Origin of the sequence: Streptomyces sp. NPDC006458 (genome assembly GCF_040612135.1) — a bacterium.
Lineage (GTDB): Bacteria > Actinomycetota > Actinomycetes > Streptomycetales > Streptomycetaceae > Streptomyces.
Genome location: NZ_JBEXPR010000018.1, coordinates 13817 through 27122, shown reverse-complemented (window position 1 = coordinate 27122; position 13306 = coordinate 13817). Strand labels below are relative to the sequence as shown.

The 13306-nt window shown below is 68.0% G+C and carries 7 protein-coding genes and 1 pseudogene; 2 read left to right on the top strand and 6 right to left on the bottom strand.

Features of this window, described 5'->3' with window-relative positions; translation table 11 throughout:
• The first annotated feature begins 187 nt into the window (after window positions 1-187).
• A complete protein-coding gene (locus ABZZ79_RS23945) occupies window positions 188-1174 on the top strand; it encodes a zinc metalloprotease (protein ID WP_356691819.1) in 987 nt (328 codons plus the stop codon).
• A gap of 13 nt (window positions 1175-1187) precedes the next feature.
• Here the strand turns inward: ABZZ79_RS23945 and ABZZ79_RS23940 are convergent, their stop codons facing one another.
• A complete protein-coding gene (locus ABZZ79_RS23940) occupies window positions 1188-1757 on the bottom strand; it encodes a dienelactone hydrolase family protein (RefSeq protein WP_356691817.1) in 570 nt (189 codons plus the stop codon).
• 29 nt (window positions 1758-1786) lie between these two features.
• Between ABZZ79_RS23940 and ABZZ79_RS23935 the strand changes: the two genes are divergently transcribed.
• Window positions 1787-2893, top strand: coding sequence for a mechanosensitive ion channel domain-containing protein (locus ABZZ79_RS23935; protein ID WP_356691815.1), 1107 nt, complete (start codon window positions 1787-1789; stop codon window positions 2891-2893).
• A 27-nt stretch (window positions 2894-2920) separates the two neighbouring features.
• Here the strand turns inward: ABZZ79_RS23935 and ABZZ79_RS23930 are convergent, their stop codons facing one another.
• The 5 genes and pseudogenes from ABZZ79_RS23930 to ABZZ79_RS23910 all read right to left on the bottom strand — a co-directional run bounded on the left by ABZZ79_RS23930 (window position 2921) and on the right by ABZZ79_RS23910 (window position 13285).
• Window positions 2921-3661, bottom strand: a complete 741-nt coding sequence (locus ABZZ79_RS23930; RefSeq protein ID WP_356691813.1) for an SDR family oxidoreductase — start codon at window positions 3659-3661, stop codon at window positions 2921-2923.
• Between the two features lie 613 nt (window positions 3662-4274).
• A pseudogene (locus ABZZ79_RS23925) lies at window positions 4275-4461 on the bottom strand (transposase); the annotation flags it as partial.
• Window positions 4462-4485: 24 nt separating this feature from the next.
• Complete coding sequence (locus ABZZ79_RS23920; RefSeq protein WP_356692057.1) at window positions 4486-5670, bottom strand: IS30 family transposase; 1185 nt, start codon at window positions 5668-5670, stop codon at window positions 4486-4488.
• Window positions 5671-6041: 371 nt separating this feature from the next.
• Entirely contained in the window at window positions 6042-6413 is a 372-nt protein-coding gene (locus ABZZ79_RS23915; protein ID WP_356691811.1) for a hypothetical protein, read from the bottom strand.
• On the bottom strand, window positions 6410-13285 hold the full coding sequence (locus ABZZ79_RS23910; RefSeq protein ID WP_356691809.1) for a polymorphic toxin-type HINT domain-containing protein: 6876 nt from the start codon (window positions 13283-13285) through the stop codon (window positions 6410-6412). Before ABZZ79_RS23910 ends, ABZZ79_RS23915 begins: the two co-directional genes overlap by 4 nt.
• Window positions 13286-13306 lie beyond the last annotated feature (21 nt).

Sequence of the window (13306 nt, the reverse complement as noted above, 5' to 3'; positions counted from 1 at the left end):
CTCTCGTTACATCCGGGTACCGAACTCCGGACGCGGTGATCGTCCACTTGCCCAATCCTCCCTGTTTGCCGGGAATTTGATAGGGCCTGAACTCTCCTCCTGTCGGGTCGGCATGTCCACGTAATCTCCGGGCGGCGGCCAGGAAGATCCCTGGCTCAACCAACTCCCCACCCCACCTGGAGTCAGCATGCGTGCGTTCGCCCGGATATCCCCCCACCTGAGCAGACGCCTCCTCGGCACCGCCGCCGTGGCCGGAACCCTGCTTCTCACCCCACTGTCGGCGCCCACCGGTGTCGCCGCTGCCGGCACGACCGGTGCCGAGTGCACCGAGGGCTCCGCCCCCGCCGCCGCCCGTGAGGCCAAGCCGGGCGCGGGCCAGACGGTCGCCGAGCCCAACGAGGTCAGCGCCGCCAAGGCCCAGGCCATGGACGCGGATCTGCAGAAGCGGCTCGACAAGCTGCGCGCGAGCGGCAAGCGCGTCACGGCCGCCGCCGCGACCACCATCCCGGTCTACTTCCACGTCATCCACAGCGGCACGACCGGCAAGCTCTCCGCCACCGACGTCAACGCCCAGATGAACGTGCTGAACGCGGCCTACGCCGGCCAGGGCACCGGAAACGTCGACTCCGGCTACCAGTTCACGCTGGCCGCCACCGACTACACGGACAACGCGACCTGGTACAACCTCACCTCCGGCTCGACCGCGGAGAAGAACATGAAGTCCGCCCTGCGCCAGGGCGGCGCGAACGCGCTCAACGTCTACACCGCCAACCTCGGCGGCGGCCTGCTGGGCTGGGCCACCTTCCCCAGCTCCTACAACTCCAGCCCCTCCATGGACGGCGTGGTCCTGCTGGACACCTCGCTGCCGGGCGGCTCGGCCGCCAACTACAACGAGGGCGACACGGCGACCCACGAGGTCGGCCACTGGATGGGCCTGTACCACACCTTCCAGGGCGGCTGTAACGGCAACGGCGACTACGTCACCGACACCCCGGCCGAGAAGAGCCCCGCCTACCAGTGCCCCACCGGGCGCGACAGCTGCACCAGCAAGACCGGTGTGGACCCCATCCACAACTTCATGGACTACACGTACGACAACTGCATGTACCAGTTCACCTCCGGCCAGGTGACGCGCATGCAGCAGAGCTGGGCCGCGTACCGCGCCGCGGGCTGAGCCCGCTGAGGGACTACAGCGAGTCGAGGAAGCCGAGCGCCACCCGCCAGGTGGCCTCGGCGGCCTCCGCGTCGTAGTCCGGCAGACCGGGGTCGGTGTACAGGTGACCGGCCCCGGCGTACCGGTAGACCTCCACGTCGGCGCCCGTCCGGCCCATCTGGAGGTACCAGGAGCTCAGCCAGTCGTCCGGCTCGAACGCGTCGGGCTCGGCGACATGCAGCTGCACCGGCAGCTCGTCCGCCGAGGCGTTGGGCGCGATGTCCGAGGTGCCGTGCAGCAGCAGCAGACCGCGCGCCTTGTCGTCGCCGAGGGCGAGGGTCTGCGCGATGGAGGCGCCCAGCGAGAAACCGGCGTACACCAGCCCGCGCTCCGAGTACGGCGCGGCCGTCAGCACGGCCCGTCTGAGCAGCTCGTCCTTGCCGATCTCGTCCTTGCAGGCCATGCCCTCCTCGACCGTCTCGAAGGTGCGCCCCTCGAACAGATCGGGCGACCACACTTCGTGACCGGCCGCGCGCAGCCGGTCGGCCGCGTCGCGCACCGCGGGCCGAAGGCCGTAGGCGGAGTGAAAGAGCATGATGTTCATGAGCCCATCGTGCCAGTACGGTCGGGGGCATGGAGAACGTACTGCGCCCGGTGATCGTCATCGGCGGCTCGGTCGTCCTCACGCTGCTCATCGGCTGGGCGACGGACCGACTGCTGCGCCAAGCGGACCAGCGGCACGGCGAGACCCCCTTGTGGGGCCTGCTGCGCCGGGCCCGCGTCCCCTACCAGCTCGTGCTGTGCACGGCCCTGTTGAGAGGGTCGTACGACGAGGCGAAACTGCTTGAGGCCAACGAGGTCGGCATCGGCCGGCTCCTGACCCTGACTCTGATCGGCTCGTCCGCCTGGCTGGTGATCCGGATCGCCGGCGCCGTGGTCGAGACGACGTACAGCCGCTACGCCCGCGCGAGTCACGACGCGGCCCGGGTCCGGCGGGTGCGCACCCAGGTCACGCTGATCACCCGCGTGGTCGCGGCGATCGTCGGCGTGGTGGCCGTGGCCGCGATGCTGCTGACCTTCCCGGCCATGCGCGCCGCCGGCGCCTCGCTGCTGGCCTCCGCCGGGATCATCGGCATCGTCGCCGGTGTGGCGGCCCAGTCCACGCTGAGCAATGTGTTCGCCGGGCTCCAGATCGCCTTCGGCGACATGGTGCGCATCGGCGACACGGTCGTGGTGGACGGCGAGTGGGGGACGGTCGAGGAGATCACGCTGACCTTCCTGACCGTGCGGACCTGGGACGAGCGCCGGATCACCATGCCGGTGTCGTACTTCACGTCCAAGCCGTTCGAGAACTGGTCGCGGGGCACCCCGCAGATGACCGGCATCGTCTACTGGCATCTGGACCACTCGGCGCCGCTGGAGGCGATGCGCGAGAAGCTGCGCGACATCCTGCGCGAGTGCCCCTCCTGGGACGGCCGCACCTACGCCCTGGACGTCACCGACACCACGCCCAACACCATGGAGGTGCGGGCGCTGATGACGGCCAAGGACTCCGACGACGTCTGGACGGTACGGGTCACGGTGCGCGAGCGGATGATCCGCTGGCTGGTCCAGGAACACCCGTACGCGCTGCCCCGGGTGAACACCGCCGACGCGACGCTGCCCGGCGCCCGCTCGGCCCTCGACGGCGGACGCAACCGCCGCGCGGCCGCGGACCCACAGCACCCGGACCGGGGCTGACCCCGTCCGGACGCCGCTGACGTCCGCTCAGTGACCGCGTTCGGCGCCGCCGTTGACCTGCACGATCTGGGAGGTGATGTGCCCGGCGCCCGGGGAGGCCAGCCAGTGCAGGGTCGCGGCGACGTCCCCGGGCTCCCCGGCCCGCCCGGTGGCCGTCTCGCCGACCAGCCTCTCCCGGCGGGCCGCCTCGACGGGCCCGCCGAAGAACTCGGTGTCCTCGATGTAGCCGGGGGCGACCGCGTTCACGGTGATCCCGCGCGGGCCCAGCTGCCGGGCCAGGTCGTGGAGATAGGGATGCAGCGCGGCCTTGGACGCGGCGTAGGCCCCGCTCCCCGAGCCGCGGAAGGCGGCGATGGAGCTGAGGAACAGCACGCGTCCGCCGGGCTCGGCGAGCCGCTCCTTGAGCGCCTCGGTCAGCAGCACGGCGGTCAGGACGTTGAGCCGGAAGTTCACGGTCCAGTCGTGCAGCACGGCGTCCAGCGGATCGCCGCTCTCGGAGCCGGGCTCCAGGCCACCGTTACCGCCCGCGCTGTGCACCAGCACGTCGACGGTCCCGATCTCCCGCCGCACGAACTCCGCGACCCGCCGCACCTCGTCGGGCTCGGCCAGATCGGCCGCACAGTGCAGCGCCCCCGGCACCCCGGCCTTCTCCAGCACTTCGGCGCGCCGCCCGAGCAGCACCACCCGATCCCCATCGGCAGCGAACACCCGCGCGGCAGCCAGCCCGATCCCGGTTCCCCCACCGCTGATCACAACGTTCCGACTCATGATCACACCCTACGATCGGCCGACCGCCAACGGCCATGTAACGCTCCGCCTCCAGCCCCAGGCCATAGACACCTTGGGGTACGCCCTCGACCAGGCCGACGACGGCACCGATACCCCACCCGCCAAACCGCGTCCGCTGACGTTGCCGTCACCGTCGCAGTCAAACGGCACAGACGCCCCACCGAAACCACTCTCGGTTAGGCGTCTGATATATGCAAAGCCATTCCGTCTTACAGGTGCAGAAACAGACGGATCAGAGCAGAGCTCTATCAATCAGCCCAGTTGATTCAGTTCAGCACGGATTCTTTCTGCTTCGAGGCGAGCAGCGGTCGCTTCGACGGCAGCCCTCTGGCGATCTTCCTGATAGATCAGAACGCCAGCCAGCGAATCCAACGCGTCTGCAATCCTTTCCCGCCACGCGGCGAATGATTCAGTTTCGTGCTCACCCCGAGGCCTTCCGGACCGCACTTCTCTCAATCTTTGAAGTGCGGCGCTCAACTCTGGAGAGACAGGCATGAGACTCACCCACGTCCACCGATTGGAGGCAAGAATCGCCGGCAGGCTGGGCATGGAGCGATCAGCTCGCCATGATTCTCAATTGAGAACGAATTTCCTCCGCGTCGCTCACCCATGACTCGTCCGGTAGGGTACGACTCCCGGTCAATCAGCGCCCGTCCGCGCGAGGACGCGTAGCCCAAGAACACGCCACCTGGCAGTTCTCAATCCGCCCCACCGTACCCGTGCACTGTCGCTCAACGCCCGCGGGCCCGGTCGCCCTTCTTCAAAAACGGCGGATTCTCGGGGTCCTCGCAACACCTGATGACCTAGGTGGCCGTCAGTAGATCACGCAGGCGCTCGGCTGGAGTCTTCCAGCCGAGCGTTTTGCGTGGTCGGCCGTTGAGTTGTTGGGCGACGTGTTCGAGGTCTTCGGGGCTGTGCACGGACAGGTCGGTGCTCTTGGGGAAGTACTGCCGCAGCAGGCCGTTGGTGTTCTCGTTCGATCCGCGCTGCCAGGGGGAGTGCGGATCGCAGAAGTAGACCGGTACTCCCGTGGCCACGGTGAACTGCTTGTGCCCGGCCATCTCGCAGCCCTGGTCCCAGGTCAGCGAGCCGCGCAGGTGCCCGGGCAGGGTCTGGATCAAGGGCACCAGCACGTCGCGGACCCCCTCGGCGGTGTGCCCGCCGGGCAGATGCCCGAGCATGACGTACCGGGTGGAGCGCTCGACAAGGGTCACGATCGCGCTCTCGCTGCGGGGGCCGACGATCAGATCGCCTTCCCAGTGGCCGGGAACCGCCCGGTCCTCGACCTCGGCAGGACGCTCGGAGATCATCACCATCTCGTCGACGAACCGGCGAGTGCGCTGCTCCGGGCTGCGGTGTGGCTTGCGGCGGGTACGCCCGGTGCGCAGCGCGACCGCGACCGCGACCTCGCGCCGCAGCCCGCCACGGGCCTGGACGTAGACCGCCTGGTAGATCGTCTCCGGACTCACCCGCATGCTCTCGTCGTCGGGGAACTCCATGACCAGAGCGTGGCAGATCTGCTCGGGCGACCACCGCTCCCGCAGCCTGCCCGCGACGAACTCGCGCAGCGGACTCGCACGGGCGAGCTTGGACTCCTTGGGGCGTGACCGGCTCCCCGCCCACGTCCGCTGGGCCCGATGCGGCTGATAGACGCCGTCGACCGCACGGGTGTCGATCTCCCGCTTGACGGTGGATGCGGGCCGGCCCAGAGCCCGCCCGATCGCCCGCAGCGACCGGCCCTCCCGACGCATGTCGGCGATCAGCTCCCGCTCGGTCACCGTCAGGAACCGTGGGTGCAGCTCGGCCTCGACCGCCGCGGCAGAGGGCATTGACGTGACGGCAACGTTGCTGGACATGCCCGTTGTGTAGTCGATCCTGCGCCCGTCGGGGTGGAAGCGCGCGTTGCCGATCTTCCGGATCCCGCGGTCCCAGTCCCGGGCCGTGCGTTCGTGGACCCCGACCCGTGCCGCAGCGTCCCGTCGTCGCACCCCGGACGTGCGAAGCCGGTCGTACTCCGCCCGTCCCGGATGCCCGCCCGTCCCCGGCTTCCCGCGGCCACGGACACCGGCCTTCCGCGCCCAGCCGGCCGCCGTGTGACGGTTCACCCCGACTGCTCGGGCCGCACCCGTGACACTGCCGTTCTCCCGATCCAGCGCCTCGAAGAACCTCGCCTTCAAGCCTTCAAAATCCACGATCCCCGCAACTCCCTGGATTCAGGGTGTTGCGGGGATCAGTAGAACCCGCCTTTCACATCGGCGGGGCTCTCGCGTTGACCTCAGCGAACGCTCAGGAACGTCCTACATTGGAGTAATCGAAAGCGAATTATATTCGCCACCAATCACCGCCCAAAAGTTCCCTGCTAATCGCCGACTTCCTGGCTCCAGGACTGCTCCAGACCCGACTTCGCCACCCTCGACGCCGCCCGCACATCTTTCCATTCAGCGGCCTCTTTTAGGGCACCCTCGGTCCAAATCTCCCCAGAGCCCGCGCCTACGGAATTGACGCTTTCGTTGACCACCTGAAGCAAGAGGTAATCTTCGTCATTCAACGAACCGTCAGCTACTCTGGCGCGAGCCACGTGCAGCACGTCGTCGAATTGAAGCAATACTTCATCTGGCCCCACGCCTGACGCCCGCAAGTACTCCACTTGCCTTTCGGGCCCCGCACTGAGTAGGCCCAGCACGGCGAGGGTCCACCGCCGAAAGTCCGCCAACTTCCGATCACCGGTCATCGAATGATTCCTCCCAGATCCCCTTCAGGACCCACGACTCTCCAGTAAGCACCCTCACCATGATGGCCGCCCCCAGGATTCCACCTGAGCATCCTCCCAGTCGGGTCTCCGCGACCCGTATATTCGCGAATTACCCAACCGCCACCAGCGTTCTTCCCTCTGCCTAGGCCCTCTTCGACCCATCCATTCCGGCCTGCAAAGAATGGGCGAACCTGGTCCGGTGTGACACCACCCCTAAGGGCAGAGGGGGTGTCGAAGATGTCATCCGCCGAACGAATCCCTGGAAGCTGGCCAGCCTCCTCGGCGAGCTGCCTGCGCAAACGCTCACCATCGGCGGCACTTGTGGGGCAACTGGAATTGTGAACGAGGACCGGAGTCTGTCCCGCCAGCACATAGTACGTGTGCAGGTCATCAACGGTCAGGTTGTAGGTGCGCGCATGCTGGGTGTACGCCCTGTTGCCCGTGATGATGACCGTGTTGCCGTCGTCCGTGCGCAGGGTCATGCCGGGGTGCAGGTCGGATGCCTCTACCCAGTCCAGTTCCGAAGGCGACCAGAACGGATGCTCGTACGTCGCGGTGAGCTTCTCGATGCCGTTTTCGGTGGCGATGGAGAGTTCGTTGAAGTGCTTGTCGTGCTCGGTGATGATCAGGCTGGTGACTTTACGAGGTCCGGTTTCGCCGGTTTCCGGGTCTGTTGCCTGTACGAAGTCGCCGATCTTGATGTCCTCGATGGGCCTGATGGTGTCGTCGGCCATGAGCACGCCGGTTCCGGCCAGGAAGCAGTGCGTGCAGTCACCGGCGGCGTCCAGGGCATCGTCGGCCTTCTTCGTTTCCGCGAGATCGTCGGCCTTCTTGAGGAACTTCAGGCCCTTCAGAACCTTGAACCAGGGCAGGTCGGTTGCGGCCCAGCCGCAGTGAGAATTGAAGCCGAATTCATTCCCGCATTTCTTCCATTCGCCGAAATCCGGCAGGAAAACGGCTTTCGCCACATTCCAAACGTCGCCCCAGTCGGGGTCGTCGTCGCGCGAGCCGCCCCAACTTCTGTCGCATGAAACGGGTACGAGGTACTGGCCGGAGTAGCAACCCGACCCGCCGCTTCCGCTGTGGTCGGCGGTGCCTTCGGGGGACAATCCGCTCCAAGTGGAGGGAGTCGTCTTCTTCTTTTTGGGCTTATCCGTTGGGGGGGCGCCCCTGGGGCCGCTGCACTCGGCGCCGTCACAGGCGACGATCAGTCCGGTGGGGTCGGAGAACGTGACGGGGTTGTTGTTGCTGTAGGCGTAGCCGTTGATCTGCTGGGGGTCCTTCAGGTCGGCTATGGGGTCGACGCTGATGAACCGGCCTGTGGTCGTGTCGTATTCGCGGGCTCCGATGTGGGTGAGGCCGGTGGGGTCTTCGGTGCCGCCGACGAAGCCTTTTTCACCGAGCCAGGTGGCGGGCTTGTTGCCGCGGTTTTCGCCGAAGGGCTTGGTGGGGCGGCGGGTGAGGGCCTGGGTGGTCGCGTCGATCTGGAGACCCGCGGTGCCGTGGTGGTCGGTGGAGACCCAGGTCAGGTTGCTGGGGGTGCGCAGTGCCACGGTCTTGCCCGCGTGTGTGTAGTAGCGGGTGGCGGTGACGTTGCCGCTGGTTGTGTCGAGGCGGAGTTCGGTCTCGGCGAGGTAGAGGGTGGTGCCGGTGGTGTCGCGGCGGATGAGCCGGTTGCCGTCGCCGTCGTTGAGGAAGGTCGTGGTGGCGCCGCTGGCCTCGGTGACCTTCTCGAGTTCGCCTTCGACGTCCCAGTCGAGGGTCTGGGTAGTGCCGTTGAGGTTGCGGGTCTTGGTGGCTCCGTTCTCCCAGTAGGTGTAGCTGTCGGTGGTCTGGGTGCCGGAGGCCAGGCTGGTGAGCGTGCTGGCCAGGGCGTGCGGCCGGGGCTGGCCGGTGGTCTTGTAGGTGTAGGTGGTGGTTGTGGGGCCTCCGGCTGCGAGGTGGTCGGTGGCGGTCTCGCGGTTTCCGGCGGAGTCGTAGGAGAAGCTCTGCCAGTACGGTGCGCGTCCGGCGACGGTGCCGGTGGTGGGGGCGGTGGCGCAGTCGCCGGTGCCGGTCCACGCGGTCTTCAGGCGGCGGTGGCCGTCATATGCGAAGCACTGCTTGTCGCCGGGGCTGGTGGAACGGTCGTCGATCTCGGTCGGGTTGCCGGCCTCGTCGTAGCGGTAGTAGATGTCGGCGTCGGTGCCCGTGTGGGTCTCGGAGACGACGGTCTGCCGGGCCAGGCGCTGGGTGCCGTCCTCGTAGGCGTAGTTGACGTCGGTCCAGTCTGCGGCGGATGACACGCCGAGGGTGGTGCGGATGTGCTCGCCGGCCGGGAGGTAGTCGGTGTTCTGGACGACGCCGGTCAGGCCTTGGAGCGTGTCGGGGAGCCGGGTGGGGGTGTAGCCGTAGGTAAGGGTCTCGGCGGCGAGGCCTCCCATGGCGGGGATGGTGCGCTTTTGCAGGGTGCCGTCGAGGTTGTAGGCGTTGTTGATGATGTAGTAGCCGGTCCCGGCGAGGGCGCCTTCCTTGGTACTGACCGTGTACTGCTCCTTCAGCACGCGGTAGAGCTTGTCGTAGCTGGCGTTGGTGGTGGCATAGACGTCGCCGCTCTTGCCGCCGACGTAGCGGATGCTGGAGGTCAGCTGTCCCTTGGCGATGGTGTCGTAGGACCATCGGGCCAGGATCTTCGCGTCGTCCGGGGTGGGCACGCCGCCGACGAGGGGGACCGCGCCGTCCACGCGGGCGGTGGGCCGGGCGAGGTCGTCGTAGGTGTAGCCGACGGTCTTGCCGCGGGCGTCCGTGGCTGCGACGACCTGGTCGAGGTCGTCGTAGCCGGTGGTGGAGTCGCCGGCGTCGGGGTCCGAGGCGCTGGTCTTGCGGCCCAGGAGGTCGTAGCCGTAGGACCAGGTGTTGCCGTCGCCGTCCTTGACCGTCTGAAGGCGGTCGGCGTGGTCGTAGGTGTAGGTGAACCTGGAGTAGTCGGCGGTGACGGTGTTGCCGTTGTACTCGCGCTTCTCCGCGAGGCGGCCGCGGGCGTCGTACTCCTCACGTACGGCAGGGGTACCGGTGGGCGGGAGGACGGTGGTCGTGTTGCCGTCGTAGGAGGTGGTGGTGCGCGAGTGCTCCTGTCCGTTGACAAGGATCTTGTTGAGGGTGGGGCGTCCCACGCCGTCGTAGACCGTCTCGGTGCCGGCGGGTGCGGCGGTGGCCAGGGTGGCCAGCACGCCGGTGGGAGCCGCGGTGTCGATGAACTGGGCGGCGGTCTGCACGGCGAGGCCGCGGGTGTCGTACTTGGTCTCGGAGACCACCCGGCCGGTGCCGGTGGCCGCGGGCGTCTGAGCCTGGCGCTGCCGCATCAGCGCGTCGAAGATGGCGTACTGGGTGAGGTAGGTGGTGCCGTCGTTGTTCAGGGACTTGGTCGCCACCCAGGAGGCCGCGCCGGCCTGCACCTTGTACTCGAACTTGTGGCTGGGGGTCTGTCCGGCTGCGCGGTCGCGGTCGGCGAGCCAGACGTCGGTGAGGCGGCCGAGGGCGTCGTAGGCGAGTTCGGTGCGGTTGTTGTTGGCGTCGGTGCGGGCCAGGTCGACGCCCCAGTCCGGGGCGTGCTGGGCGGTGGCGGTGTGGCCGAGGGCGTTGGTGGTGGCCGTCTGGGTGACGGGGCCGCCGGTCGCGGGGCTGTAGTCGACGTGGTTGGTTCGGGTGCCCTTGGTGTTCCAGGTGTCCGTCGGACGGCCGAGGGCGTCGTAGGCGGCGGTGGTGACGGTCTGGTACTTCCCGGTTCCGTCGGTGTTGTAGCCGGTAAGTCGTTCGGTTCGGGTGACATTGCCCTTGGTCGGGGCGGCCCCGTAGGCCAGCGTGTCGTAGGACAGACGGGTGTCGGAGACCAGGTCGGTGGTCGTGGGATCGTTCGTGCGGTTCGGGGTGGCCGAGCAGTCTGCGGAGACCTTCTCCACCCGCTTGGGGAGGGAGAGCATCCACGCGGCCGTGTTGGTGACGTACCAGGTGCGGGTGCAGTCCTTGGCGCCGCCGGCGTCGGTCTCGACGGTCAGCGGCATGCCGCTGGTCGTGTCGTAGGTGCTCGAGGTGCTCGTCGTGATGTACGTGCCGTTGTTCTGCCGTGTGCGTTTGACCTCGGTGCCGGTGCGGACGATGTGGCCGCGGACGGTGCCGTAGGAGTGGCTGTCGCTGGAGGTCTGGTGCGACCAGGGGGTGACGACGGTGGCTGCGACCTCGGCGCCGGTGGTGCCGTTGTACGTGATCTCCTCGCGGAGCTGGCCGGTGAACTGCTCGGAGTCGGTCTTGGCCGCTCCTTGCGAGTCGGTGATCGTCTCGGTGCGGGTGGTGCCGTCGGCCTGCTTGTCGCCGTGCATGCCGCGGTAGTACAGCGCGGTGCTCTTCGAGCGGGTGCCGGAGGCTTCACCGATGGTCGTGGTCACGGTGTTGTAGCCGCGCCAGATGCCCCAGGTCCGGTACTTCGCCAATGAGATGGGCGACTGGTCGTCGTAGGCCCAGGCTCCGCCGCCGGTGTAGGTGTAGTTGGTCTCCTTCAGCGGGGCGCCGCCGGTCGGGTCGGATTCGAGGACCTGGGTGACGACGTACTTGTGGAAGAAGTCCGTGCGCGGCTGGGGGTCTTCTCCGCCGGTGGGGTTGGTCGGCGGGATCCATTTGACGGGGTAGCAGCGCTTGGTGTTCTTGTCGAGTGCGGTGGGCAGGTTGGTGTCCGCTATGCACTCAGGGGCGGAGTAGTTGACCGTGAGGACCGAGCCGGTCTCGGACTTGACCTCACGGACGCGCCACTTGATGTAGGGCACGACGTCGTCGCCGGTCTTGTCGACGCGGTTGTGCATCTGGACGCCGGAGAAGGTCACCGCCGGCAGGGTGATCGGTGTGGTGCCGGACTTGCCGGTGTGCTGGATGCTCTTCAGCCACAGGCCTGGTGCGGAGCCGTCGCCCGGGTCGGGGAAGGAGTGTTCCATGTGCCAGGCGTTGACGTCGCGGTAGTCGGTGTCCACGCCGGTGCCGGTGCCCTTGTACACCTGGGTGGTGACGTCGGTGAGGCGTTTGCGGGTGAAGAACGACGGTGCGTTGCGGTCGGTGCACACGGTGCTGGCGGCGCAGATCTGGTCGAACGGCACGTCGGGCCAGGCTGCCTTGTTCGTGGACGTCAGCGTCGCGCAGGTCTCCCCGCCGGACACGGGGATGCAGCGCTCGGCCACGGTGAACTTCACGCGGGCGGCTGCGGGTTTGGTGTAGACGGTGTCGGAGCGCTGGCCGTAGTCGATGCGGTTCAGCCAGCCGCCGCGGTGGTAGTAGGTGCCGTTGCCGGTGGAGGCGTTCTTGGCGTAGTAGTTGCCTTCCTTGGAGTACCAGTAGCTGGTGACGTTGCCGTGCGGGTCGACCACGTAGTCGAGGTTCCAGCGCCAGGCTTGGAGCTTGGCCCGGTTGGCGAAGCTGGTGCCGGCGGAGTAGCCGGGCTCGCCGCTGTCGTCGCCGAAGACGGGAACGACCCAGACGGAGTTGGTGACCGGGTCGTCGGCGGCGGTGCCGTGGTCGGACCAGCCGGGCAGGCGGTTCCTGCCGAACACGTACTGCGTGCCGTCCGTCGCGGTGACGGTCCAGTGCTCGCCCTGGTCGCCGCCGGTGCCGGTGTCGCCGTCGTCGCCGTTGACGGCGCCGGTGGCGAGGGTGACCTTCTCACCGTCGTCGTGCTTGAGGTGCCAGCCGCCGGCGTCCTTGATCAGCGGGCTGGACTTGCCGTTCAGGACGACCGAGGCGTTGTGCTCCTTCCAGCACAGGTCCATCTTGTCGTTCTGGCCGTCGTCGTCGCAGGAGCCGTAGGAACGCTCGATGTACGAGTTCGGTACGTCGAAGCCCTCACCAACCCAGGACGGCTGAGCGGAGGTGGACGACGTGCGCCCGTCGACACTCTGCGCGGAATAGCCCAGCGACACCGTGGGGCTCGACCCGGCCGGGGCCGGAACCGCGTCCATCGGGTAGGACCAGGTGAAGTCGCCGTTGGAGCCGCCGCCAGCCCACGTGGAGGACACCGACAGCGGGGTGGCCGTGTAGCTGCCCTGGTCGGAGGAAGCCCCCGCAGCCAGTGCGACCACCATGGTGGTCGCGCCAGCACTGGTGGCCTGGCGGGTGGTGACCTGCGCGGTGAGCGTGTCGTGGGCGGCGTCGTTGCTGGTGGGCACGACCCGGGTAATGCGGCACTGCTGCTTGTGCGGGGTGGTCAGCGCGCATGCGGGCAGTTCGACGGCGCGCAGGCGCGAGGCCCAGGCGCCGCCGTAGGCGTTCGCGAACCCGCTGTAGTCGACACTGAGCGACATGCTGGAGGGAGTGGTCTTGCCATCGGTGCGCTGCACGGACAGCACCAGGCCCTCGATGCCCAGCTTCCTGGCCAGCGTGCGGTCGGCGACAGTGACCTTCGCACGGGAGGGAGCACGGCCTGCCGGGACATGCTTCGCCTTCGCCCTGGTGGAGTTGCTCGGCTGTGCGGGGGCGGACAGGCTGATGGGCAGACGGCTCGCCTTCGCCGCACGGCCCCTCGCGGCGGGGAGTTCCACGGTCGCCGAACCGGGAGAAGGCCAGACGGGCTTGGTGGCGGCATGCTTGCGGGTCTTGGCGGCGGCCGCGATGGCCGGGTCGACGCTCTTGTCGGCCTTGGCCTTGAAGACGGCAGCCCTGCCGTACTCCGGCTCGGGCAGTTTCGTGTGGCTGCGGCCGGCGGCCTCCTGGGCCGGAGCGGCCCCGAGGAGGGTGGCGATCACGGCCGCCGTGACGGGCAGGCTGACCGCTGTCAGTCTGCGCCTGCCCGTCCGCTGCCATGACCACGAGGACAGCGCGAATCTGCGCCTGGTCACAGTGGGTTCCTTCAGTCGTCA